The organism is Nocardiopsis kunsanensis DSM 44524, assembly GCF_000340965.1.
In the GTDB taxonomy this organism is placed as follows: domain Bacteria; phylum Actinomycetota; class Actinomycetes; order Streptosporangiales; family Streptosporangiaceae; genus Nocardiopsis; species Nocardiopsis kunsanensis.
Window position 1 is genome coordinate 65,062 of the sequence record NZ_ANAY01000007.1, and the last position, 21,818, is coordinate 86,879.

The 21,818-nt window shown below is 69.4% G+C and carries 21 protein-coding genes; 9 read left to right on the top strand and 12 right to left on the bottom strand.

Translation table 11 applies throughout. The annotated features are described in order from the left end of the window. Positions 1–19: 19 nt before the first annotated feature. The 6 genes from alc to D456_RS0106275 form a co-directional block, all read right to left on the bottom strand. Entirely contained in the window at positions 20–1,147 is a 1,128-nt protein-coding gene (gene alc / locus D456_RS0106250; RefSeq protein ID WP_017575307.1) for an allantoicase, read from the bottom strand. Between the two features lie 87 nt (positions 1,148–1,234). Beyond that, positions 1,235–2,164 (bottom strand): LysR family transcriptional regulator, encoded by a 930-nt coding sequence (locus D456_RS0106255; RefSeq protein WP_017575308.1) that lies wholly within the window; start codon positions 2,162–2,164, stop codon positions 1,235–1,237. Between the two features lie 117 nt (positions 2,165–2,281). After that, complete coding sequence (locus D456_RS0106260; RefSeq protein ID WP_017575309.1) at positions 2,282–3,772, bottom strand: nucleobase:cation symporter-2 family protein; 1,491 nt, start codon at positions 3,770–3,772, stop codon at positions 2,282–2,284. Between the two features lie 264 nt (positions 3,773–4,036). Further along, positions 4,037–4,933 carry a factor-independent urate hydroxylase gene (pucL, locus tag D456_RS0106265; protein ID WP_017575310.1) on the bottom strand — a complete coding sequence of 299 codons (897 nt, stop codon included), beginning with the start codon at positions 4,931–4,933 and terminating at the stop codon, positions 4,037–4,039. A 236-nt stretch (positions 4,934–5,169) separates the two neighbouring features. After that, complete coding sequence (gene uraH / locus D456_RS0106270; protein ID WP_017575311.1) at positions 5,170–5,514, bottom strand: hydroxyisourate hydrolase; 345 nt, start codon at positions 5,512–5,514, stop codon at positions 5,170–5,172. Beyond that, positions 5,511–6,065 (bottom strand): 2-oxo-4-hydroxy-4-carboxy-5-ureidoimidazoline decarboxylase, encoded by a 555-nt coding sequence (locus D456_RS0106275; protein ID WP_017575312.1) that lies wholly within the window; start codon positions 6,063–6,065, stop codon positions 5,511–5,513. The genes uraH and D456_RS0106275 overlap by 4 nt, the downstream gene beginning before the upstream one ends. Before the next feature lie 385 nt (positions 6,066–6,450). Between D456_RS0106275 and D456_RS0106280 the strand changes: the two genes are divergently transcribed. From D456_RS0106280 to D456_RS0106295, 4 genes are all read left to right on the top strand, one after another. Next, on the top strand, positions 6,451–7,248 hold the full coding sequence (locus tag D456_RS0106280) for a hydroxypyruvate isomerase family protein (RefSeq protein ID WP_017575313.1): 798 nt from the start codon (positions 6,451–6,453) through the stop codon (positions 7,246–7,248). After that, entirely contained in the window at positions 7,245–8,198 is a 954-nt protein-coding gene (locus tag D456_RS0106285) for a 2-hydroxy-3-oxopropionate reductase (protein ID WP_272979955.1), read from the top strand. The genes D456_RS0106280 and D456_RS0106285 overlap by 4 nt, the downstream gene beginning before the upstream one ends. 193 nt (positions 8,199–8,391) lie before the next feature. Then, positions 8,392–10,107, top strand: coding sequence for a glyoxylate carboligase (gene gcl, locus D456_RS0106290; RefSeq protein ID WP_017575315.1), 1,716 nt, complete (start codon positions 8,392–8,394; stop codon positions 10,105–10,107). Between the two features lie 273 nt (positions 10,108–10,380). Then, positions 10,381–10,869, top strand: a complete 489-nt coding sequence (locus D456_RS0106295; RefSeq protein ID WP_017575316.1) for a GNAT family N-acetyltransferase — start codon at positions 10,381–10,383, stop codon at positions 10,867–10,869. A gap of 57 nt (positions 10,870–10,926) precedes the next feature. Here D456_RS0106295 and D456_RS0106300 read toward each other — a convergent pair whose 3' ends face one another. Beyond that, complete coding sequence (locus D456_RS0106300) at positions 10,927–11,139, bottom strand: type II toxin-antitoxin system VapB family antitoxin (RefSeq protein ID WP_017575317.1); 213 nt, start codon at positions 11,137–11,139, stop codon at positions 10,927–10,929. Positions 11,140–11,229: 90 nt separating this feature from the next. Beyond that, a complete protein-coding gene (locus D456_RS0106305; RefSeq protein WP_017575318.1) occupies positions 11,230–12,534 on the bottom strand; it encodes a M14 family metallopeptidase in 1,305 nt (434 codons plus the stop codon). Between the two features lie 735 nt (positions 12,535–13,269). Here D456_RS0106305 and leuA point away from each other — a divergent pair. Further along, positions 13,270–14,976, top strand: coding sequence for a 2-isopropylmalate synthase (gene leuA, locus D456_RS0106310; protein WP_017575319.1), 1,707 nt, complete (start codon positions 13,270–13,272; stop codon positions 14,974–14,976). Positions 14,977–15,128: 152 nt separating this feature from the next. On the opposite strand, the gene D456_RS0106315 is transcribed toward leuA, so the two are convergent. Beyond that, positions 15,129–15,920 (bottom strand): CAP domain-containing protein, encoded by a 792-nt coding sequence (locus D456_RS0106315; protein WP_017575320.1) that lies wholly within the window; start codon positions 15,918–15,920, stop codon positions 15,129–15,131. Positions 15,921–16,188: 268 nt separating this feature from the next. On the opposite strand from D456_RS0106315, the gene recO reads away from it, so the two are divergent. From recO to D456_RS0106335, 4 genes are all read left to right on the top strand, one after another. Continuing rightward, entirely contained in the window at positions 16,189–16,920 is a 732-nt protein-coding gene (gene recO / locus D456_RS0106320; protein ID WP_026115624.1) for a DNA repair protein RecO, read from the top strand. Then, positions 16,917–17,747 carry an isoprenyl transferase gene (locus D456_RS0106325; protein ID WP_017575322.1) on the top strand — a complete coding sequence of 277 codons (831 nt, stop codon included), beginning with the start codon at positions 16,917–16,919 and terminating at the stop codon, positions 17,745–17,747. Before recO ends, D456_RS0106325 begins: the two co-directional genes overlap by 4 nt. Continuing rightward, positions 17,747–18,565 (top strand): SGNH/GDSL hydrolase family protein, encoded by an 819-nt coding sequence (locus tag D456_RS0106330; protein WP_017575323.1) that lies wholly within the window; start codon positions 17,747–17,749, stop codon positions 18,563–18,565. The genes D456_RS0106325 and D456_RS0106330 overlap by 1 nt, the downstream gene beginning before the upstream one ends. Positions 18,566–18,648: 83 nt before the next feature. Continuing rightward, positions 18,649–19,476 (top strand): SGNH/GDSL hydrolase family protein, encoded by an 828-nt coding sequence (locus D456_RS0106335; RefSeq protein WP_017575324.1) that lies wholly within the window; start codon positions 18,649–18,651, stop codon positions 19,474–19,476. A 226-nt stretch (positions 19,477–19,702) separates the two neighbouring features. Here D456_RS0106335 and D456_RS0106340 read toward each other — a convergent pair whose 3' ends face one another. From D456_RS0106340 to D456_RS0106350, 3 genes are read right to left on the bottom strand one after another with little or no spacing between them, the layout of a single operon-like run. Next, positions 19,703–20,098, bottom strand: a complete 396-nt coding sequence (locus D456_RS0106340; RefSeq protein ID WP_026115625.1) for a Fur family transcriptional regulator — start codon at positions 20,096–20,098, stop codon at positions 19,703–19,705. Further along, a complete protein-coding gene (locus tag D456_RS0106345; protein ID WP_026115626.1) occupies positions 20,095–20,979 on the bottom strand; it encodes a metal ABC transporter permease in 885 nt (294 codons plus the stop codon). The genes D456_RS0106340 and D456_RS0106345 overlap by 4 nt, the downstream gene beginning before the upstream one ends. Next, a complete protein-coding gene (locus tag D456_RS0106350) occupies positions 20,972–21,811 on the bottom strand; it encodes a metal ABC transporter ATP-binding protein (RefSeq protein ID WP_017575327.1) in 840 nt (279 codons plus the stop codon). Before D456_RS0106350 ends, D456_RS0106345 begins: the two co-directional genes overlap by 8 nt. Positions 21,812–21,818: the final 7 nt, after the last annotated feature.

Sequence of the window (21,818 nt, forward strand, 5' to 3'; positions counted from 1 at the left end):
CCCTGCGTCCCTGCGGGGATCAGCTCTGGGCGCGGTCCCAGCGCTCCTGCAGCTGTCGGAAACCGGCCTCGGTCGGCGAACCGAACACGTGCAGACGCGCGATCCCGCCGTCGGGGAAGACGTCGGTGCGCACGTGGGTCGCCGTGACCGGGGTGTCCAGGACGAAACGGTGCTCACTGTCGGGCTGGAGCCGGGTCCGCGGCAGGATCTCGGTCCAGGCCTCCGGGGCGGCGCCGTGGGCGTCGCGGGCCAGGACGGTGATCCATCCGGCGGCGTTGCCCTTGAGGTAGGCGGTGTCGATCTCCAGGGCCCGCACCTGGGTCTGGGAGGTCAGCCGGAACCGTACCCAGTCGTGCTCGGCGTCGCGGCGCCGACGGTTCTCCCAACCGTCGTTCATCTTGTGCGAGCGGCCCGGGGCGATGATGTTCTCCGGGGCGGAGAAGAACCGGTCGGAGGCGTCCTCGACCGCGCCGCCGTTGAGCAGCGCGGCCACGTCGAAGGAGCCCTGGGCGGCCAGCCACTTCGGGTCGGCGATCGGCTCGCCGTACACGCGCAGGCGCGCGATGCCACCGTCGGGGAACTGTTTGAGGCGCAGGTGGGTCCAGCGCCGTGCGGAGTTGATCTCGTACGTGTTGGCGGCGTGCCCGTACACCGGTGTGCGCGGCACGATCTCCGTCCACTCGGCGGCCAGCAGCTCCTCGGTGGTGGGGGTACCCGGGACGCTGGCGGCCTCCACGGAGACCTCGGTGGGCTGGTTCCCGCGGAAGTGGGCGGTGTCCACGTTCACGACGCGGAGGAGGCCGGGCAGTGCCAGGCGTACCAGTGCCCAGTCGTGGTCCTCGGGGGCGGGGTGGGGCCGTTCGGCGCTCGGCCCGCGGCGGCGCCGGGTCTCCCAGCCGTCCATGACCTTGCCCTTGTGGCCGAAGGCCTGGGGGTCGAACACGGCCGCTTCGGTCCGTAGCAGGTTCTCGCGGTGGGCGAAGAACTCGTCGTTGGCGTCCACGACGGCGCCGCCGAGCCGGCGGTCGGCCAGGTCGACCAGGCCCTCCAGGTCGAGCTCGCTCTCCTTGTAGTCGGCGAAGGGATCGCCGCCGGAATAGGGCTGGGCGTTGTAAGCGAGAGGATCGAAATCGGAGGTGGGACTCACAGTGCTCCTGTTGTGTCGATGGGTGGGACACAACCAGCTTCTCAACAGAAACCAGTAAGCACCAGCGAAAGTTTCTGATCATTATGTTCAGGAAAACTGAACGTTCTCCTCGTCGAGCCCCACTGCCGTCCGCCGCAGCGCGTCCAACGCCGCCACGAGCCTCGGATGCTCGCCCGCACCGGCCCGCACCACCGCGATGACGTGCCGCCGTGGCCGGTCACCGGCCGGTTCCCGCAGCACCACCCCGGGGGTGTGCCCGGCCGCGGCCAGGCGCGGCACCAACGCCAACCCCATCCCGGCAGCCACCATGTCCAGGATCGCCCGCCAGTCCGAGGCCACGTGTGCCTGTTCGGGCACGAACCCCGCCTGCGCGCAGGCGGCCAGGGTGATCTCGCGCCACGGCCCCGAGGCCCCGTAGATCCAGCCCTGCGCGGACAGGTCGGCCAACCGGGGCGCCTGTTCCGAACGCGCCCAGGAGTGGCCGGCGGGCAGCGCCACGTCCAAGGGGTCGGCGAGCAGCTCGGAGCGGTCGTAGCGCCCGTCCGACCCCGCGGGGGCCTGGGCGGCCAAGGACAGGCCGATGTCGATCTCCCCGGCGGCCAGCAGTTCGTACACCTCGGCCGCGTCGGCCTGGTGCACCCGAGTGGAGAGCCCGGGGCGTTCCCCGGCCAGGGTGTTGAGGGCCGGTACCACCAGCTGCGGGATCGCGGTGGCGAAAGCACCCACCCGCACGTCCCCGGCCTCGCCGCGGGTGAAGCCCTCCAGCTCGGCCTCGGCCCGTTCCAGCTGGGCGAGCACAGTGTCGGTGTGGCGCAGCAGCACACGGGCCGCCTCGGTCGGGCGCACACCGCGGCCCTGGGACTCCAACAGCGGGGTTCCCACCTCCTGGGCCAGGGAGGAGAGCTGTTGGGAGACCGCGGACGGCGTCATGCACAGCGCTTCCGCGGTGGCGCGCACCGTCCCCAGTTCCGACAGTGCCCGCAGTACCCGCAGCTTCCGAAGATCCCAGTCGGTCACAGACCCAGAAGTACCAGTTCCGGCAGCCGGCGCCGAACCGGGAGGGGCTGCTGCCCCTCCCGGTCCGTTCGTCCCGCGTTCACGGGCTCCGGGGCCGGTCATGGCCGGAGTCCACGGTCACCGGTCACCGCTGGGTTGTTGGTCGCTCTCCTCGCCGCGGTAGGCGGCCTCCGCGTGGTCGGTGTACTTGGCCTCACCCGGGCCGGCACTGCCGATGTCGTCCTGCTCGATCCGGGCCGGTTCCTCCGGTTCCGGACGGCGTCCGATCACGTTGAAGCAGATGTTGAGGACGACCGCGACCAGCGCGGCACCGATGATGCCGGAGTGGGCGATCATCTCGACGGTCTCGGGCAGCTGCTCGTAGAAGGTGGGATAGGCCAGCGGCACGATCGCCACACCGATGGCCGAGGAGACCAGCACCAGATTGAGGTTGTCGTTGAGGTCGACCTTGGCCAGCGTCTTGATGCCGCTGGCCGCCACGCTGCCGAACAGCACCAGTCCGGCCCCGCCCAGCACCGGGCCGGGGATGGCGGCCATGACGCCGCCCAGCACCGGGAACAGGCCCAGCACCAGCAGGATCCCCGCGCCCGTGGCCACCACGTAGCGGCTGCGGATACCCGTCAGCGCCAACAGGCCGATGTTCTGAGCGAAGGAGCTCGTGGGGGTGGCGCTGAAGATCGGGCCCAGGATCGACCCGCTCACGTCGGCCCGCAAGCCGGCCGAGATGCGCTTGGCGTCGACCTTCGAGTCGGTGATCTCACCGACCGCGATGATGTGCGAGGCGCCTTCGGTCAGCACGACCAGCATGATGATGCACATCGTCATGATCGCCGTGATCTCGAACTGCGGGGCACCGAAGTAGAACAGCGACGTCGGGTCGAAGACCGTGTCGGCCTCACCGACCCGGGAGAAGTCGGCCATCCCGAAGGGGAGGGCCACCAGGGTGCCCAGGATCAGGCCGAACAGGACCGACAACCGGCCCCAGATGCCCGGGAGCACACGCGAACCCAGCAGGATGATCGCCAGCGTGGTCCCGGCCAGCGCCATGTTGCTCAGCGGGGCGGAGGGCTCGACGGAGTCGTCCTCCAGGATCCAGTCGGCGGCCACCGGCATCAGGCTGATCCCGATGACGGTGATGATCGTGCCGGTCACCACCGGCGGGAAGAAGCGGATGAGCTGGCCGAAGAACGGGGTCAGGCACAGGGCGAAGACCCCCGCGGCCATCGAGGCGCCGAAGGCCACCGGGAGGTTCTCCCCGTTCTCACCCGCGGCCAGCGACGTGATCGCACTGACCGGGACGAAGGAGGAGGCCACCACGATCGGCATCTGCGCGCCGATCCTGCGGTGGCCCACGGACTGCAGGAGTGTGGCGATCCCCGCCACCAGGAGCGCGCCGCTGACGAGGATGCCCATGGAGGCAGGGTCGTTCGCGATCCCAGCGGCGGCGCCGATGACGAGGGCCGGTGCGACCGCACCGGCGTACATGGTCAGGATGTGTTGGAGCCCGTAGACGAGGAGCAGCCGTGGCGGCAGCTTCTCGTCCTCGGGGCGTACAGGGGAAGAGGCGTTCGGTGTGGCCGGGTCCTTCGCGGACGGACTGTTCGACATGGCCAGATACCAGCCTTTGCGGTGGAGGGGCCGCCGGCGGGGCGACCGGGTTTCGGGCACTGGGCCCGTGCTGTGACGCATCGGCCCGGGGTGTGCCGCTCTCGGTCAGGCACACCCGGGGCCGGAAGCCCGCCGTACGGGACGGGCTGGGCGCAGCTCCCTGGTTCCCGGGACAGGGGGGAGGAACGGGGCCGCGGCAGAGCGCGGTCCCCGTCTCACACGCGGTGGAACAGAGGCCGGGACGGGGCCTCTGCCGATGCTGAGCTAGACGAAGCCGGGAACGTGCTTCCAGGCCTGGCCCGCACCGGGGGCGTCGTCGCGCTCGACCGTGGCCTCGATCTTGCCGTAGGGACGGTCGGCGGCGAAGAACACCTCGTTGGGGTTGTCGAGGCCGAACGGGGTCAGGTCCACGAGGAAGTGGTGGTTGTTCGGCATCGAGAAGCGGATCTCGGCGATCTCGGGACGCGCCTCCAGCACCGCCTTGCCCATCTCGTACAGCGTCTGCTGCAGGGCCAGGCTGTGGGTGTTGGCGAAGGCCTCCAGGCACAGCGCGCGGACGGCCTCGTAGGCCTTGTCGTAGTCGTGGTCGACGCCGACGTAGCGCCAGCGCGCGGTCACGTCCGTGGCCAGGATGCGGTCGTTGGTCTCGGGAAGGGTGGTGTACTTGGTCTTCGGGTAGCTGTGGAACTCCGAGCCCGTGGACTTGAGCACAGTCAGACCCTCGAAGCCGGAGACCACCCACTCCCGGTCGCCGTCCTTGTTGACGACGGTGGTGCGGGTCTCGCCGCCGTCCTGGGTGAAAGCGTGGTCGTGCGGGCCGTCGGAAGTCCGGATACGGCTCCAGGAGTACTCCTGGACCTCTTCCCGGGCCCCGTGGACGTACTCGTGCTCGTCCACGAAGTGCCGGGCCAGGCGCAGGGCGAAGTCCTCGATCGCGCCGACGCCGCCCCACTCGCGTGCCTTGGCGTAGACGGTGTTCTTCTGGGTGTCGGTCGGCAGGCACCTGGCGTTGTCGCCGACGGTGTGGACGTCTTCCAGGTCGCCGCGCAGCTGCGAGGTGACGTTGATGTCCTTGAGGTGGTGGACGTCGGTGTCACGGTTGACGTGGACGAGGTGGACCTCGGCCTTGCCGTACTGGTTGTCTCCGAGTCGGATGCCCATCAGGGTGTCTCCATCCGTATGCATACGTTTCATCACGTGCGCCGGTGCGCTGTGCGTATGAGGGAGGACCGCTGTGGTCGTGCGGAAGGACCTGTCACGCACTCGAAGTCGGTGGGTGGTTCGTCGGTGGCTCGGGCCGGGGCATCGTTCCTTCGTCGTGGCGGGAGGGCTGGTACCGGGGCTCCGGGCGATCAGGAGCCGCGCGGAGTGGCTCGGGGTCTACCGCGCCGCAGCTCCTAGGAGCCCCGGTAGGTCGTGTAGCTGTAGCGGTTGAGCAGGATCGGCACGTGGTAGTGGCGGTCCTCCTCGGCCAGGTCGAAGACGACGGTGATCTCGGGGTAGAAAGCGCGTTGCCCGAGGGCGTCGAAGTAGGCGCCGGTGTCGAAGACGATCCGGTAGTAGCCGGCCGCGAGCTGGTCGGGGCCCAGGTCGGGCACGCGCCCGTCGTCGTTGGTGCGCCCCTCGGCGACCGGCTTCCAGGAGGTGCGCTCCCGGTCGGCGGCGGCCTCCAACCGCACGGGCACATCACGCGCGGGACGGCCCAGTGAGGCGTCGAGGATGTGTGTGGTCACGTGGCTCATACGGACTCCAGGAGTTTGACCAGACGCAGGCCGGCGATCTTGCGCAGCTCGTCGCCGACCACCGCCAGTTCGGTACCGCGGTCGTTGTACAGGCGCTCGACCAGGTCGGCCAGCAGCTCGCGTGGGCCGCGGCCGCTGGCGCACACGAGGTAGATCTGCCCGAAACGGTCCTCGTACTCCTTCTGCGCGAAGGCGAAGATCCGTTGCACCTTGGCGCCGGCGTCGTCGGTGCCGGAGGCGAAGGCGGACTGTTCGCCCCGTGACCAGTTGGCCTCGGTGCCCTTGCCCTCGGCCTTCTCACCGATGCGCGGGTGGCGGGCCAGCGCGCCCGCCACTTCCTCGCCGGTGATGCCGCGCGCGTGGGCGTCCGCGTGGGACAGGAGGGCCTCGCGGTCGGGGAAGGGTGCCCCGGCGGCGACTTCCTCGACCCAGCGGTCGATGTCGAGGCATTGCGCGAGTTCGGTGCGCAGGCTCTCTGTGGTGAGCGCGTTCAGGCGCGCAAGACCCGGATCGGGGTCAACGGCCCCGCCGGGCGGGGTGTTCTCGGCCATGTGTCCTCTCCCCGGACCCGGCCGGCCCGGGCCCGCTGGGCCAAGTGGCTCGGACCGGTCGGTGTTTTCGTAGTGCAGTCAAACGATTCCGTATTACGGATTGGAGGGACTCTAATCGACGACGGTGTGATCTTGTCAACACCAGCAAGAGGATCTCGCTGAGAAACTGCCTGATCTGTGTCTTCACATGAATAACTGCCGAAATTACTGCTCTACGCGGGGCCGGTGGGGCTCATGTGGTTCCTGGGGGTGACCTTCCCCGGCGGAGGGGGGAGGGGCGCCGCCACCGAGTGCTTGACAGTCCCGAGTGTCCCGGCGCACACTCTAATCATTCCTCGAAGTGAAAAATACTTTCCACATAGCGAAAACAGTGGAGTCGAGCACCATGAGTCACACCCTCGGCCACACCGTGAACTGCTCCCTGCTGTTCACCGAGCTGCCCGTCAACGAACGCCCCCAGGCCGCACGCGACGCAGGCTTCCACGCCGTCGAGTTCTGGTGGCCCTGGGAGACCGCCACCCCGCCCCAGGACGAGATCGACACCTTCGTCACCGCAATCGACACCGCCGGCGTGCGCCTGACCGGGCTCAACTTCTTCGCCGGACAACTGCCCGGACCGGACCGGGGCGTCCTCAGCCACCCCGACCGCGCCGCCGAGTTCCGTGCCAACATCGACCTCGTCGTACAGATCGCCGAGCGCACCGGAGCCACCGGCTTCAACGCCCTCTACGGCCGCCGCCAGGACGGTGCGGACCCCGCCGAACAGGACCGCATCGCACTCGAGAACACGCTCGCCGCCGCCGAGGCCGTCGCCGCTGTGGACGGCACCGTGCTCATCGAACCCATCAGCGGCGCCGACGACTACCCACTCAAGACCGCCGCCGACGGCCTCGCCTTCGTCGAGCAGGCCCACAAGGCCGGGGCCGGGAACGTCGCCTTCCTCGCCGACTTCTTCCACCTGGCCGTCAACGGCGACGACCTCGCCCAGGTCGTACGCGACCACGCCGCAGAGTTCGGCCACATCCAGATCGCCGACGCACCCGGCCGCGGCGAACCCGGCAGCGGTGAACTGCCCCTGGAACGCCTCCTGTCGGACAGCCGGGCCCGCGGCTACAACGGCCCCGTCGGACTCGAGTACAAGCCCACCGTGCCCAGCGCCGAGAGCTTCGGCTGGATGCGCTGAAACCGCGACCGCCGACCCACCCGCACACGAACACAGCCACCACAGCAACGAGAGGGAACACCATGGCCCTGCAGAAGATCGCCTTCATCGGCCTGGGCATCATGGGCCTGCCCATGGCCCGCAACCTCGTCCGCGCCGGATACACCGTCACCGGCCACAACCGCAGCCGCGGCAAGGTCGAGGCCCTGGTCGCCGACGGCGGCAACGGCGCCGACACCGTCGCCGAGGCGGTCGCCGACGCCGACGCCGTCATCACGATGGTCCCCGACTCCCCGGACGTGGAAGCGCTCCTCGCCGACGAGGACGGCGTCTTCGCCCACGCACGCCCCGGCACCCTCGTCATCGACATGAGCACCATCCGCCCCGACGTCGCCCGCGCCCTGGCCCACCAGGGCCAGGAGAAGGGCCTGCGTGTGCTCGACGCCCCCGTCAGCGGCGGCGAGGCCGGCGCGGTCGAGGGCGCACTGTCCATCATGGTCGGCGGTGAACAGGCCGACTTCGACGCCGTCCGTCCGCTCTTCGACGTCCTCGGTAGGACCCCCGTGCTCGTGGGGCCGCACGGCGCCGGGCAGACCGTCAAGGCAGCCAACCAGCTCGTGGTCGCCGGCCACCTGCAGCTCCTGGCCGAGGCCCTCGTCTTCCTGGAGGCACACGGCGTGGAGACCGAGGCCGGACTGGAGGTCCTCGGCGGCGGCCTGGCCGGCAGCACCGTGCTGCAGCGCAAGGGCGCGGCCATGCGCGAGCGCGATTTCCAGCCCGGGTTCCGTGTCGCCCTGCACGACAAGGACCTGCGCATCGTCACCGACTCCGCCCGCACCTCCGGTGTCACCGTGCCGCTCGGGGCCCAGGTCGCCCAGCTCATCGGGTCCCTGAACCGGCAGGGCCACGGCGATCTCGACCACTCCGCGCTCCTGAAGCTCGTGGAAGAGCTCTCCGGGCGCAAGGCCTGACCGCACCGGCCCGACGTGCCGTGCCCCGGGTGTTGGCCCACCCGAGGACCCGCGGCCCGCGGGCCCGTCCCGCCTCCCACCGGAACACGGTCCCTCCCGGACCGGCAGCGTCCCTAGCACACGCGCATCACTCCCGGCAGCCACAGCACCCCTGTCAGCCACAGCACCCCTAGCACTGAAGGGTTCACCAGCCATGCCGCAGACACCCGCGATGAACGCGGTCGTCGAGGTCCTCAAGGACGAAGGCGTCGACACCGCCTTCGGCTGCCCCGGCGCCGCCATCCTGCCCCTGTACAAGGCACTGGAACAGGTCGGCGGGATCGAGCACCTCATCGTCCGCCACGAGGAGGGCGCCACCCACATGGCCGACGGGTGGTCGCGCACCACCGGCAAGGTCGGCGTGGCCATCGGCACCTCCGGCCCCGCAGGCACCAACATGATCACCGGCCTCTACACCGCCATCGCCGACTCCGTGCCGATGGTGTGCATCACCGGACAGCAGCGCACCGACCTGCTCGACAAGGAGGGGTTCCAGGCCGTCGACATCGTCGAGGTCGCCAAGCCCGTCACCAAGTGGGCCGTGCAGATCAAGGAGGCCGCCACCGCCCCGTGGGTCTTCCGCGAGGCGTTCCGGATCGCCCAGGAGGGACGCCCCGGGCCGGTGCTCGTCGACATCCCGCTGGACGTGGCCCAGCAGCAGATCGAGTACGACCCCGCCCTCGACGCCCCGCTGCAGCGCACCACCGTCCTGCCGCACCGCCCGCGGGTCGAGCGCGCCCTGGACATGCTTCTGGAGGCCGAACGCCCGCTGCTGCTGGCCGGTGGGGGAGTCATCACCGCCGACGCCTCCGAGGACCTGAAGGCGCTGGCCGAGTACCTGCGCGTGCCCGTTCAGGTCACCCTCATGGGCAAGGGCTCCTTCGACGAGGACTCGCCCCTGTACGCGGGCATGACCGGGGTGCAGACCTCCCAGCGCTACGGCAACGCCTCGTTCCTGGAGTCGGACCTGGTGCTGGCCGTCGGAGCGCGCTTCGCCGATCGGCACACCGGACAGATCGACGTCTACCGGGGCGAGCGGCGCTTCATCCACGTCGACATCGAGGCCACCCAGATCGGGCGGGTCTTCGAACCCGATCTCGGTGTGGTCTCCGACGCGCGGGTGTTCCTGCAGGAGTTGTTGGCCGAGGCCCGTCGCCGCGACGCCCGCGCCGAGGTCGGCACCTGGCGCGAGCGGGTCGGTGAACTGCGCTCGAGCCTGACCCGCCGCGAGGACTTCGACTCCGTGCCCATCAAGGCACCGCGTGTGTACAAGGAGATCAACGAGGTCTTCGACGAGGACGCCTACTTCGTCACCGCCATCGGCCTCTACCAGATCTGGGGCGGCCAGCACCAGAAGGCCCACAAGCCCCGCCACTACCAGATCTGCGGTCAGGCCGGCCCGCTCGGATGGGAGATCCCCGCGGCCATCGGTGTGAAGAAGGCGCTCAAGAACACCGAGCCCGACGCGGAGGTCGTCGGCGTGGTGGGCGACTACAGCTTCCAGTACATGGTCGAGGAACTGGCCGTGGCCGCCCAGTACGACGTGCCCTACGTGCTGATCATGCTCAACAACGAGTACCTGGGCCTCATCCGCCAGGCCGAGATCCCGTTCGACATGAACTTCGAGGTCGACATCCACTACGACGACTTCGGCACCGACAACGTCAAGATCATGGAGGCCTACGGCTGCTCCGGACGCCGTGTCTTCGACCCCGCCGAGGTGCGCGAGGCCCTGGAGTGGGCGCGCAAGGAAGCGCGGAGCACCTCCCGGCCGGTGCTCGTGGAGATCATGATCGAGCGCGAGGCCAACACCCCGCACGGTCCCTCCATCGACGCCGTGAAGGAGTTCGAGGAGCTGCCCGGCGCCTAAGCCGTTTATAGGGGTTGGGGGAGCGGGGTTTCTTGTGGTGTCGGGGGCGGGCTGAGCTCGACGCTCCGACGAACACCACCCACCTGCACCGGTCCATGAGCCGACTGACCCGGGGCACGGAAGTCGGCAACTGGGTGCCCCGCACGGTGGGCCCCGGCGAAAACGCCGGGGCCCACCGATGTTCTCAGGAGGGTGATTTCCCTGCGGCGTCACACTGCCGCCGTGCCCCCATGAACCTGTTGTTGCGGCCGGGCTGGGCGACATGCTGACTCCATGCGCATACGTACCGCCACCCTCGCCGACTGGCCCGGCATCCGCCCCTTCTTCTACCCGATCGTTGCTGAGGGGACCACGTTCACTTTTCCCACGGATCTCGCGGAACCGGAGGGTAGGAGCTGGTGGCTCCTGCGCGAACCGGCTCGGACCGTGGTCGCGGTGGATGAGGGCGGCACGGTCCTGGGGACGGCGAAGATGAACCGCAACCACGGCGGGAACGCCGCACACATCGCGAGCGCGAGCTACATGGTGGACCCTGCCCACGAAGGCAAGGGCGTGGGGCGGGCTCTGTGCGAGGATTCGTTGGAGTGGGCGAGTTCGACCGGGTACCGGGCCATGCAGTTCAACGCGGTCGTGGAGAGCAATACCCGGGCGCTGCGCCTGTACCGGTCGCTGGGGTTCGAGATCGTGGGCACTCTGCCCGACGGTTTCGCCCACCCCGAGCACGGCGATGTGGGACTGCACATCCTGTACCGACGCCTGTGACCCGGGGGCCTCGTGGACGAGCGACGGTGACACCCGGCCCGGCGGCGGCTCCGTGCGTCAGTTCCGGTAGCGGCGCTTGTCGCGCAGCACGTCGAGGTCGACGCCGCCCTCCGCGACGAGCTCGCGCATCTCGGCGAGTGCGGCGGCCCGGTCTTGGGAGGCGACCGCCCTGAGCGCGGCGTCGACGGTCCCGGTCGGTGTCGTGGTATCGAGCAACCGCGTGGCGCGGTCCAACACCGCCTCGTCGATGTCGATCAGAATTTCGGCCATGGCACACTCTCGTTCGTGAGCGTCCTTGCAGTGTGTACCGGGAGGTGGATCCCCGTGGGGCCCGGGCCGCACCCCACGGGGGAGCGGGGATCAGCCGCAGTAGGTCTCCTCCTCACCGATGATCCGGTACGGGCAGTCGGCGTAGTCCAGCAGCTGCAGTACCGGCTCCTCGTTGCGCGCGGTCTCCTCGCCGATCACGTCCGAGGGCGGATAGAACCCGCCGTCACCGGGCGAGCCCGGATACATCTCGAAAGTGAAGTTCACGATGCCCTGGTCGGCCCACAGCCAGTCGTTGATCGACCCGTCGGTGATGTAGAGGCCGCTGGACTGCTGCGGCGTGTAGCCGTTGGAATCGGCCATGAGCTCGCCGAGCGCCTCGTGCGTGTCGTACTCGTCCTGGTTCATGCCGTCGGCGACCTCGTCGTATGTGTAACCGAACGGCCAGAGGACGAGCTCTCCGTAGGTATGGAAGTCGATCGCCGTGGTGATCTGCTGTTCACCGCCGACCTCGCGGCTGCGCACGAAGTCGGCCAGCGCCTCGACCTCGGTGGCCGACTCGGGCGCCTGGCCCCGGTAGGTCATCGACCCCGGGTCGCCCGAGGAACCGCCGCAGCAGCCCCACTCGTGGGCCCAGTTGCGGTTCATGTCGGTTCCCAGGGCCTCCGACCCCTCGTTGGCCCCGCGGGTCTTGCGCCAGTTCTGCCAGGTGTCCCCGGACCGGTCGTACTCGGTGCCGTCCGGGTTGGAATTGGGTACGACCCAGATCTCGCGTGTGTCCACCAGCTCGGTGATGCGCTCGTCGGAACCGTAGCCCTCGGTGAGCATGTCCATGATGCGGACCGCCATCTCCACCGTCAGCGGTTCCCGGGCGTGCTGGGAATGGGTGAACAGGACCTCCGGTTTGTCCTGGTCCACCGTGGGGTCGTCGCTGATGCGGACCGCGAGTAGGTCACGGCCTTCGTAGGACTGCCCGTAGACCTGGCTGTGGACCAGGCCGGGGTGCTCGGCGACGAGGCCGTCGACGTGCTCCACGACCTCCGGATAGCTGGTGTAGCCGTCGTCGGGGTGCATCGCCTCGGCGGACGGGCCTGCCTCGGTGACCTCGTAGCCCAGGTCGGCGATCTCGTCGACGTCGTCGGGGGCAGCGGTCACCAGAAGGGTGCCGTCGTCCTCGACGAGGTCGATCGACACCCCCGTCCGGGCGATCTCGGTACGGTCGACGGCGTTCTCGGCGCCCGAGACACGGACGAGGCCTGGATCGTCGTCCTGGGAGGCGACGGCACTGCCGGCACCGAGCGTGCCGATCAGGAGCGTGCCGAGAGCGATGGGCACGAGGGACTTGCGGAACGCGAGGCGCCTGCGGGGCGCGGTGGAGTGGGGGTGCGGGGACGGCACGAGGCCTCCTTGAGCGGGGTGAGGCATCGGTTCTGGACCTTCTGGGCGATATTGGAAGGTGCCGGTGAACCGTGTGTCAATTCCTCTTGCCCTGGGTGACCGCGGTGCCGAGATGCGGGGTTTGACGGGCCTTCCAGGTGGAGTCCGCTGCGTGGGGAGGAGGAACCGTGTTCGCCGGTGGCCGGATGTGGCCAGGGCGTCACGGTGTGTGCGCGCCCATGGGGGGGGCGGGCAGTGGGACGCGAGAAGCCCCGTCGACGGGGCCGGCCGTACCGCTCGCCCGGCTTACGTGTACTCGGCGTGCGGGCGGGGGCCTCGGGTGTTGGCCGCACCCTCGGTCCCGTCGACGGAACTCGGAACAACCCCCCTAGCACTGAAGGGTTCACCGCGGAGTCTACCCATCACGGGCGTTCTCTTGAAGTCGAGGTACCTGGAAACAGGGTCGCACGTGCACCGGGTGTCTGTCTCACACACGGACTCCGAATTTCCACAGGTCACGACTGCCCCGTCTCGCCATGTGAGAGGAATGTGTCGAGTGGTCGCAGGTGTCTGCTAGCGTGGCAACACTATGCTGCGCGAGCTTCTCCTCCTTAGTGGCCGCGGCGGGGACCGATAGACACGGGTCGACTCCCTCGCCGCGGGAGTTCGGCATGTCGAGGTCGGCCACTGACCCAAGCGCATCAGTCGCCCCGAGTGAGCGACGGCGCACCATGTTCACCTTGAGGAGTCACCGTTATGGTGCCGCAGCAGCAACCCAGCCGGATGCCCTTCCACCGCTACACCGCTTTCAAGCCGGTGGATCTGCCCGACCGCACCTGGCCCTCCAGGACCATCACGCAGGCTCCCCGCTGGCTGTCCACGGACCTGCGCGACGGCAACCAGGCGCTGATCGAGCCCATGGACCCCGCGCGCAAGCACGAGATGTTCCAGCTGCTGGTGCGTATGGGCTACAAGGAGATCGAGGTCGGCTTCCCCGCTGCCAGCCAGACCGACTACGACTTCGTGCGCGCCCTGATCGAGAACGACCAGATCCCCGAGGACGTACAGATCTCGGTGCTGACCCAGGCCCGCACGGACCTGATCGAGCGCACCGTGCAGAGCCTGGTGGGAGCCCACCGCGCCACCGTGCACCTGTACAACGCCACCGCGCCGACCTTCCGCGAGGTCGTCTTCAAGGTCGACCGTGAACAGTGCAAGGCCATCGCGGTCGAGGGCACCCGCGACGTCGTGCGTTTCGCCGAGCAGTACCTGGGCGGGACCGACTTCGGCTACGAGTACTCGCCGGAGATCTTCATCGACACCGAGCTGGACTTCGCCCTGGAGGTCTGCGAGGCGGTCATGGACGTCTGGCAGCCCGGCCCGGGGCGCGAGATCGTGCTGAACCTGCCCGCCACGGTCGAGCGCACCACGCCCAACGTCTACGCCGACCAGATCGAGTGGATGAGCCGCAGCCTGACCCGGCGCGAGCACGTGGCGGTCTCGGTGCACCCGCACAACGACCGAGGAACCGGTGTGGCCTCCGCGGAGCTGGCGGTCATGGGCGGAGCCGACCGTGTCGAGGGTTGCCTGTTCGGCCACGGTGAGCGCACCGGCAACGTCTGCCTGGTCACCCTGGGCATGAACCTGTTCAGCCAGGGCGTGGACCCCGAGATCGACTTCTCCGACATCGACGAGATCCGCCGCACGGTCGAGCACTGCACCCAGCTGCCGGTCGCGCCCCGCCACCCCTACGGCGGCGACCTGGTCTACACCGCCTTCTCCGGCTCCCACCAGGACGCCATCAAGAAGGGCTTCACCGCCCAGGAGGAGCGGGCCGAGGCCGCCGGCGTCCCGGTGGCCGATTCCGAGTGGGACGTGCCCTACCTGCCGATCGACCCCAAGGACGTGGGACGCAACTACGAGGCGGTCATCCGGGTCAACAGCCAGTCCGGCAAGGGCGGCGTGGCCTACATCATGCACCGGGACCACAACCTGGACCTGCCGCGCCGGCTGCAGATCGAGTTCTCGCGGGTCATCCAGACCTACAGCGACAGCGAGGGCGGAGAGGTCGCCGCGGACCACATCTGGTCGACCTTCGAGCGCGAGTACCTGTCCGAGGGTGGCCCCGTGGCGGTGCTGGCCCACCGGTCCAGCACCGACGGCGAGGGCAGCTACCGGATCGATGCCGACGTCCGTGTGCGCGGGGAGATCCGTGAGCTGTCCGGTACCGGCAACGGCCCCATCTCCGCGTTCTGCGACGCCCTGAGCGACGTCGACGTCAAGGTCCGTGTCATGGACTACGTCGAACACTCCATGGGCGGTGACGGCGAGTCCAGCGCGGCCGCGTACGTGGAGGCCGAGATCGAGGGCGAGGTGGTCTGGGGCGTGGGGATCCACAGCAGCATCACCACCGCCTCACTGAAGGCGCTGTGCAGCGCCATCGGCCGTTCCGCCCGCATCTGACCCACACCGTACGAGGGGCCCGCGGCGACGCCGCGGGCCCCTCGTACGGTCCGCTGAGCTCGGGAGAGGCGCCCGGCGGGCGACGGTACCCGTGCCCGGAACGGAGAACGGGGCCGCCCGAAGGGGCGGCCCCGGCACGGTCCGGTGTCCGACTACTCGTAACCGAACTTCTGCGTCCACGCGCGGCCGGACTCGCCGACCCCGATCGTCGACAGGTCGCAGTTGAGGATGTTCGCCCGGTGGCCGTCGCTGTTCATCCAGGCGTCCATGACCTGCTCGGCGGTCTGCTGGCCCTTGGCCACGTTCTCGGCGCCCCAGGCGGTGTAACCGTGGCGCTCGGCGCGCTCGCCGGGCCCCTCACCGTCGGGGTTGAAGTGGTCCATGTAGTCGCGCGAGTTCATGTCCTCGCTGTGCTCCTGCGCTGCGGCGGTGAGCCGAGGGTTCGACGACACCGGGTCGCAGCCGTGCTGGGAGCGCTCGGAGTTGACGATCGTGACGACCTCTTCGGCCATCGGGCTGGAGGAGGTTCCGGCCTCGCCGCCGCCACTTCCACCACCACTGCCGCTGCTGTCGCCGCCGGAGCCGTCGCCGTCGTCGCTGCCCCCGCCGTCTTCGGAACCGGTCTCCTCGTCCTCGGGGGAGGAGGAGGCGGTGACCTGCGCGTCCTGGGGCCGGGTCCCAGAGGTGGGAGAGGAGTCCTCGGGCGCACCGGTGGGGTCGTCGAAGAAGTCTTCGTCGGAGGAGGCGTCGGGCACGGACATCTCGTTGCTCATGCCCTCGCCGATCTCCCCGGCGGCGGTTTCGTGGCCGCCTCCGGAGACGGCCACGAGAGAGGCCGCCAGGACCAGCCCGACCGGTACCGCGGCCAGTCCCACGACCAGCGGAAGCCTGCGGCGCGGGCGGCGCCCGTTCTCGGAGCCACCGCTCGGGTCGTGCTTTTCCATACGTCGTCGACCACGAGCCATGATCGTCAACCTCCGTGCGGGAAGGGAAGGTTTCGGTAACACCCCGGAAGATGTCGGGGAAGGGCCCGGGTGTCGGACCCGGACGCGTGAGTGGAAGGAGGGACACCTGGTGTCCTCCGCACACACCCTGGCGGGTGAGAGTAGAGCAAATTACGGCAAAAGGGAATCCAAGCTGCGGTAAAACCGGTCATGTCGCTCTTGTGAAGGGATGCGCGAGGCGGGTGTCGACATCCGTGACAATGGAGGGGTGAGTCTCTACCGCGACGAGGGGGTCGTCCTGCGCACCCAGAAACTGGGCGAGGCCGACCGCATCGTCACCCTCCTGACCCGGCGCACCGGCCTGGTGCGCGCTGTCGGCAAGGGGGCGCGCCGCACCAAGTCCCGCTTCGGGGCCCGTCTGGAGCCGTGCACCCACGTCGACGTGCAGCTGTACACCGGCCGTACCCTGGACGTGATCACCCAGGCCGAGACGGTGCGCTCCTACGGCGAGGCGGTGGCCTTCGACTACTCCCGCTACACCGCGGCCGCCGCCGTACTGGAGACCGCGGAGAAGGTCGTGGCGGTGGAGAAGGACCCCGCCCTGCGCCAGTTCCTGCTGCTCATCGGGGCACTGCGTACCCTGGGGGAGGGCAGCCACGACGTCCGGTTGGTCCTGGACGCCTACCTGCTGCGTTCCCTGGCCGTGGCCGGATACGCGCCGGCCCTGAGCGAGTGCGCCCACTGCGGCAGCCGCGGCGAACACCGGGCGTTCGCGGTCCATGCCGGCGGTATGGTCTGCTCGGTGTGCCGCCCGCACGGCAGCGTCCACCCGTCCCCCGAGACCCTCCGGCTCATGTCGGCCCTGCTCGGCGGTGACTGGGACACTGCCGACGCCAGCCAGGACCGCCAACGCTCCGAGTGCAGTGGGCTGGTCGCGGCCTATCTACAGTGGCACCTGGAAAACGGAATCCGATCACTGCGCCATGTGGAGCGTTCTTGAGTCTGTTCAGCTTCGATCCCGGTAAGCGGCGGGAGCACCGGGAGTACACCGCGCCCGTCCCGCACTCGAGCGGGGTGCGGCCCCCCGAACTGCCGTCCGACCTGGTGCCACGGCACGTCGCGGTCGTCATGGACGGCAACGGCCGGTGGGCCAAGCAGCGCGGCCTGGCGCGGACCGAGGGCCACAGAGCGGGGGAGGCCTCCCTCTTCGACGTCGTCGAGGGCGCGGTCGAGCTCGGGATCCCTTACCTGTCGGCCTACGCTTTTTCCACCGAGAACTGGAAGCGCTCACCCGACGAGGTGCGTTTCCTCATGGGTTTCAACCGCGACGTCATCCGCAGGCGCCGTGACGAATTGCACGCCCGAGGGGTGCGTGTGGTCTGGTCGGGGCGTCCGGGGCGCCTGTGGAAGAGCGTCATCTCCGAGCTGCGGGACGCGGAGGAGATGACCAAGGACAACACCCGCCTGACGCTGCAGTTCTGCGTCAACTACGGGGGTCGGGCCGAGATCGTGGATTCGGCCCGAGAGCTGGCTCGCAGGGCCGCGGCGGGGGAGATCTCCCCGGAGAGGATCACCGAGGACTCCATCGCCCGGAACCTGTACGCCCCGGGCGTGCCCGACGTCGACCTGTTCCTGCGTTCCTCCGGTGAGCAGCGCACGTCGAACTTCCTGTTGTGGCAGTCCGCCTACGCCGAGTTCGTGTTCCTGGACCAGCTCTGGCCCGACTTCGACCGCCGCGACCTGTGGCGGGCCTGTGAGATCTACGCGAGCCGGGACCGCCGCTACGGCGGTGCCGTGCCCAACACGGTCGCCGAGGAGGGCGAGTGATGGCCAGAACCAGTGCCGACGAGAGCAACCCGCTGCTGAAGCAGGGGATGTCCCTGGTCTCGATCGGCGACAGTTTCACCGAGGGTGTGGGCGACCCCTACCCGGGCGGTCCCGACGGCGGTGTGGTCTTCCGCGGCTGGGCCGACCGCCTGGCCGAGCACCTGGCCGACCACGTGGGCGAGATCGAGTACGCCAACCTGGCCGTACGCGGCAAGCTCATCCGCCAGATCGTCACCGACCAGCTCCGGCCGGCCCTGGACATGGCCCCGGACCTGGTCACCCTGTCCGCGGGCGGCAACGACCTGTTGCGTCCCGGCTCCGACCCCGACCGCGTGGCGCGGATCCTCGACCTGGCCGTCTCGCGCCTGCGAGCCGCCGGCAGCGAGGTCGTGCTCTTCACCGGCGTCAACGTCGCCACGGGGTACATGCGCGGCACCATCGGACTGTTCGCGCGTTCCTACATGAACGTGCGCGCCATCGCCGACCGGCACGGCTGCTACCTGATCGACCAGTGGTCGATGGACGTGCTCACCGACGCACGTGCCTGGGACGAGGACCGGTTGCACATGTCCCCGGAGGGGCACCGGCGCCTGGCTCTGCGGGTGGCCGAGGCCCTGGGCGTGCCGGTGTCGGAACGGTGGGACGAGCCCTGGCCCGAGACCGCCCCGGTCGGGTGGGCCGAGGCCCGTCGCGAGGACCTCACCTGGCTCAAGGATTCCCTGGTCCCGTGGATCGGACGCCGCCTGACCGGGCGTTCCTCGGGGGACACGGTCACAGCCAAGCGACCGGTCCTGACCCCGGTCAGCTCGCGCCGCTGAGAGTGTGACGTCGGACCCAAAACCGCTCCCAGGATCAACTTACTGTCGCGTAACCCTGGCGTGGAATTGCATGATCATGGATCATGAGCGGTTTTGGGACGACAGACATCACCGAACGGGACATCTTGTCCTACGTCGCTCTCGGGGACAGCTTCACCGAGGGCATGAGCGACCCCTACCCCGACAGCGACAGTGTGCCCAACGGCCGCTTCCGGGGCTGGGCGGACCGCGTCGCCGAACACTTGGCCTGCCGGATCGACGAGGTCAGGTACGCCAACCTGGCCGTGCGGGGCAAGCTGATCCGGCAGATCCGCGACGAGCAGGTCGCCGAAGCAGTGGCGATGGCCCCCGACCTGGTCACTCTGTGCGCGGGCGGTAACGACATCCTCCGCCCCGGCGGCGACCCCGACGAGGTCGTGGGCATCTTCGAGTCGATCGTCGCCGAGCTGACCGCCACCGGCGCCCGCGTGGTCATCTTCACCGGTTTCGACACCGGCATGCACTCGGTCATGCGCCACCTGCGCGGCAAGATCGCCACCTACAACATGCACATGCGCGCCGTCGCCGACCGCTACGGTTGCGACGTCGTCGACGTGTGGAGCATGCGCATCTTCGACGACGAGCGTTCCTGGAGCTGGGACCGCCTGCACCTGTCCCCGGAGGGCCACCGCCGACTGGCGCTGCGTGTGTGCGAGGTCCTGGGCACACCTGCCGAGGGCAACTGGAACGAGCCCTGGCCCGAACCGGAGCCCCGCGGTTGGCGCACCGCCCGGCAGGAGGACCTGTACTGGGCCCGGGAGTTCCTGGTCCCGTGGATCGGGCGCCGCCTGACCGGGCGTTCCTCCGGGGACAACGTCAGGCCCAAACGCCCCACGTTGCAGCGTTGCGAACCCCAGTACCGTACCGACTGACCCGCTCCCGGTTTCCTGCTGTGCGCGGAAGCCCCCGCAGGCCGGGCCCGGAACCGTTGCGGACCGGTAGAACGCGGTCGCGCTGCCGGCCCTCCCGGCCGGTGCAGTCGCGGACCGGGAACGAACCGTCCTGCGGATCCCAGGAGGGGACGGCGCCGGGGCGGCCGCGACGGACAACGGACGTGAAAGGGCGCAGGCGCGCGTGGCGCCCGCGCCCTTCCTCCACTCAGACGCCGACGGTCGAACCCGCCTCGGCGCAGTCGGTGCACACACCGAACAGTTCCACGGTGTGTGTTATGCCGATGAAGCCGTACCTGGAAGCCACCTCGCTGGCCCACCGCTCGACGGTGGGTCCCTCGATCTCCACGGCTGTGGAACAGACCCTGCACACCAGGTGATGGTGGTGGTTCTCGGTCGCACAAGCGCGGTAGACGGCCTCACCTTCGTCGGTGCGCAGGACGTCGACCTCACCGGACTCGCTCAGCGCCTGAAGGGCCCGGTAGACGGTCGTGAGACCGATCTTGGACCCGTCGGCGCGCAGGTCCGTGTACAGGTCCTGTGCGCTACGGAAACCGGCGGACTCGTTCAATGCCCGACGGACCGTCTCTCGGCGTGTACTCATGGTGTCACCCTCCTCCCCCGCTCGCTCCGGGGCATCGTACCGATCTCAGGGCCCGCCGGGCCTTGCCGGGGCCGGAACTTGCGGACGATCCCGACCCCGACGGCGAGGCAGAACAACACCAGGGCCAACAGGACGATCGTCGCTCCGGGAGCCAGATCGGAGTAGAACGCCGTGGTCAGCCCGCCCAGGGACGAGACCAGTCCGATCACCACGGCCAGGACCATCGTGACCCGGAAACTCTTGGAGAGCTGCTGCGCAGCGGCCACGGGCACGATCATCAGCGCGCTGACCATGAGCACGCCGACGATCCGCATGGCGATGACCACCGTCAGGGCGGCCGTGACCGCGAGCAGAACACTGAGGAAACGCACCGGCAACCCGTGGGCCCGTGCGACCTCCTCGTCCTGGCAGAGCACGAACAGCTCCCGGCCGTGGACCACGACGACGGCGACCACACCCACCGCGAGGGCTGCCACCACCAGGATGTCCTGTTCGGAGACGGTGCTGACCGAACCGAACAGGTACTCGGTCAGGGTCGCGTTGCTCGCACCGGGGGTCAGGCCGATGAGGAGCACACCGCCGGCGATACCGCCGTAGAACAGCAGCGCCAGGGCCACGTCACCGCTGGTACGCGTACGCACCCGCACGAGCTCTATGAGCACGGCGCCCACCACGGAGACGATCGCGGCGGTGAGCACGGGGGAGGTACTGGTGAGCAGGCCCAGCGCCACACCGGTGAGCGCGACGTGGCCGATGCCGTCGCCCAGCAGGGCGAGGCGCCGCTGCACCAGGAACGTTCCGATGACCGGGGTGACCAGTCCCACGAGCACGGCCGCGACGAGCGCGCGCTGCATGAACTCGTACTGCCAAAGTTCAATCACTGCCGGGCACCTCGAGTCGGATGATCTCCCCGTTCGCGTCTCGGGGCGCGGGGGCGTTGGGGTCGGGATGGGGATGCTGGTGCTCGTGTCCGGGACGGGCACATTCCCCGGTGGGCCTGAGAGGGACACCGTCGTGGACGATGCGTCCCTGGTCCAGGGAGACGGCGCGTTGGATCACGTGTTCCAGCGGTCCGAGCTCGTGCAGGACGAGCACGACAGTGCTGCCCTGCTCACCGAGCATGGTGATGGTGGCGGCCAGGGCCTGCTGGTTCTCGGCGTCGACGCCGGCCATGGGCTCGTCCATGACGAAGGTGTCGGGACGCCCCGCCAGGGCCCGGGCGATGAGCACACGCTGCTGCTGTCCGCCGGAGAGTTCGCGCACGGAGTCGTCGGAGCGATCCTCCAGCCCGACGGCCTGCAGCGCCTCGTCGACGGCCTGTCGGTCCTTGCGGGACGGCAGCGAGAGGCGACGGCGCGCGGCGACCTGCCCGGAGGCGACGATCTCGCGCACGGTGGCGGGTACGGCGCCCCCGGCGGTCAGGCGTTGGGGCACGTAGCCGATGCGGCGCCAGTCGCGGAAACGTCGCAGGGGTGTGCCGTGCAGGAGGATCTCACCGGCGTTCAGGGGAACGATGCCCAGCACGGCGCGCATGAGTGTGGACTTGCCCGAGCCGTTGGGGCCCAGCACGGCCAGAGTCTGGCCTGCGGGGACGTCGAGGCTCACGCCGTCGAGCACGGGAGTCCCGTCGTAGGCCACGGTGGCGTCGACGGCCTGGAACGCTGGTCGGGCGTCGGGGTTCTGACCCCCGGTCCCCGTGAACTGGGCAGACACGCCCTTA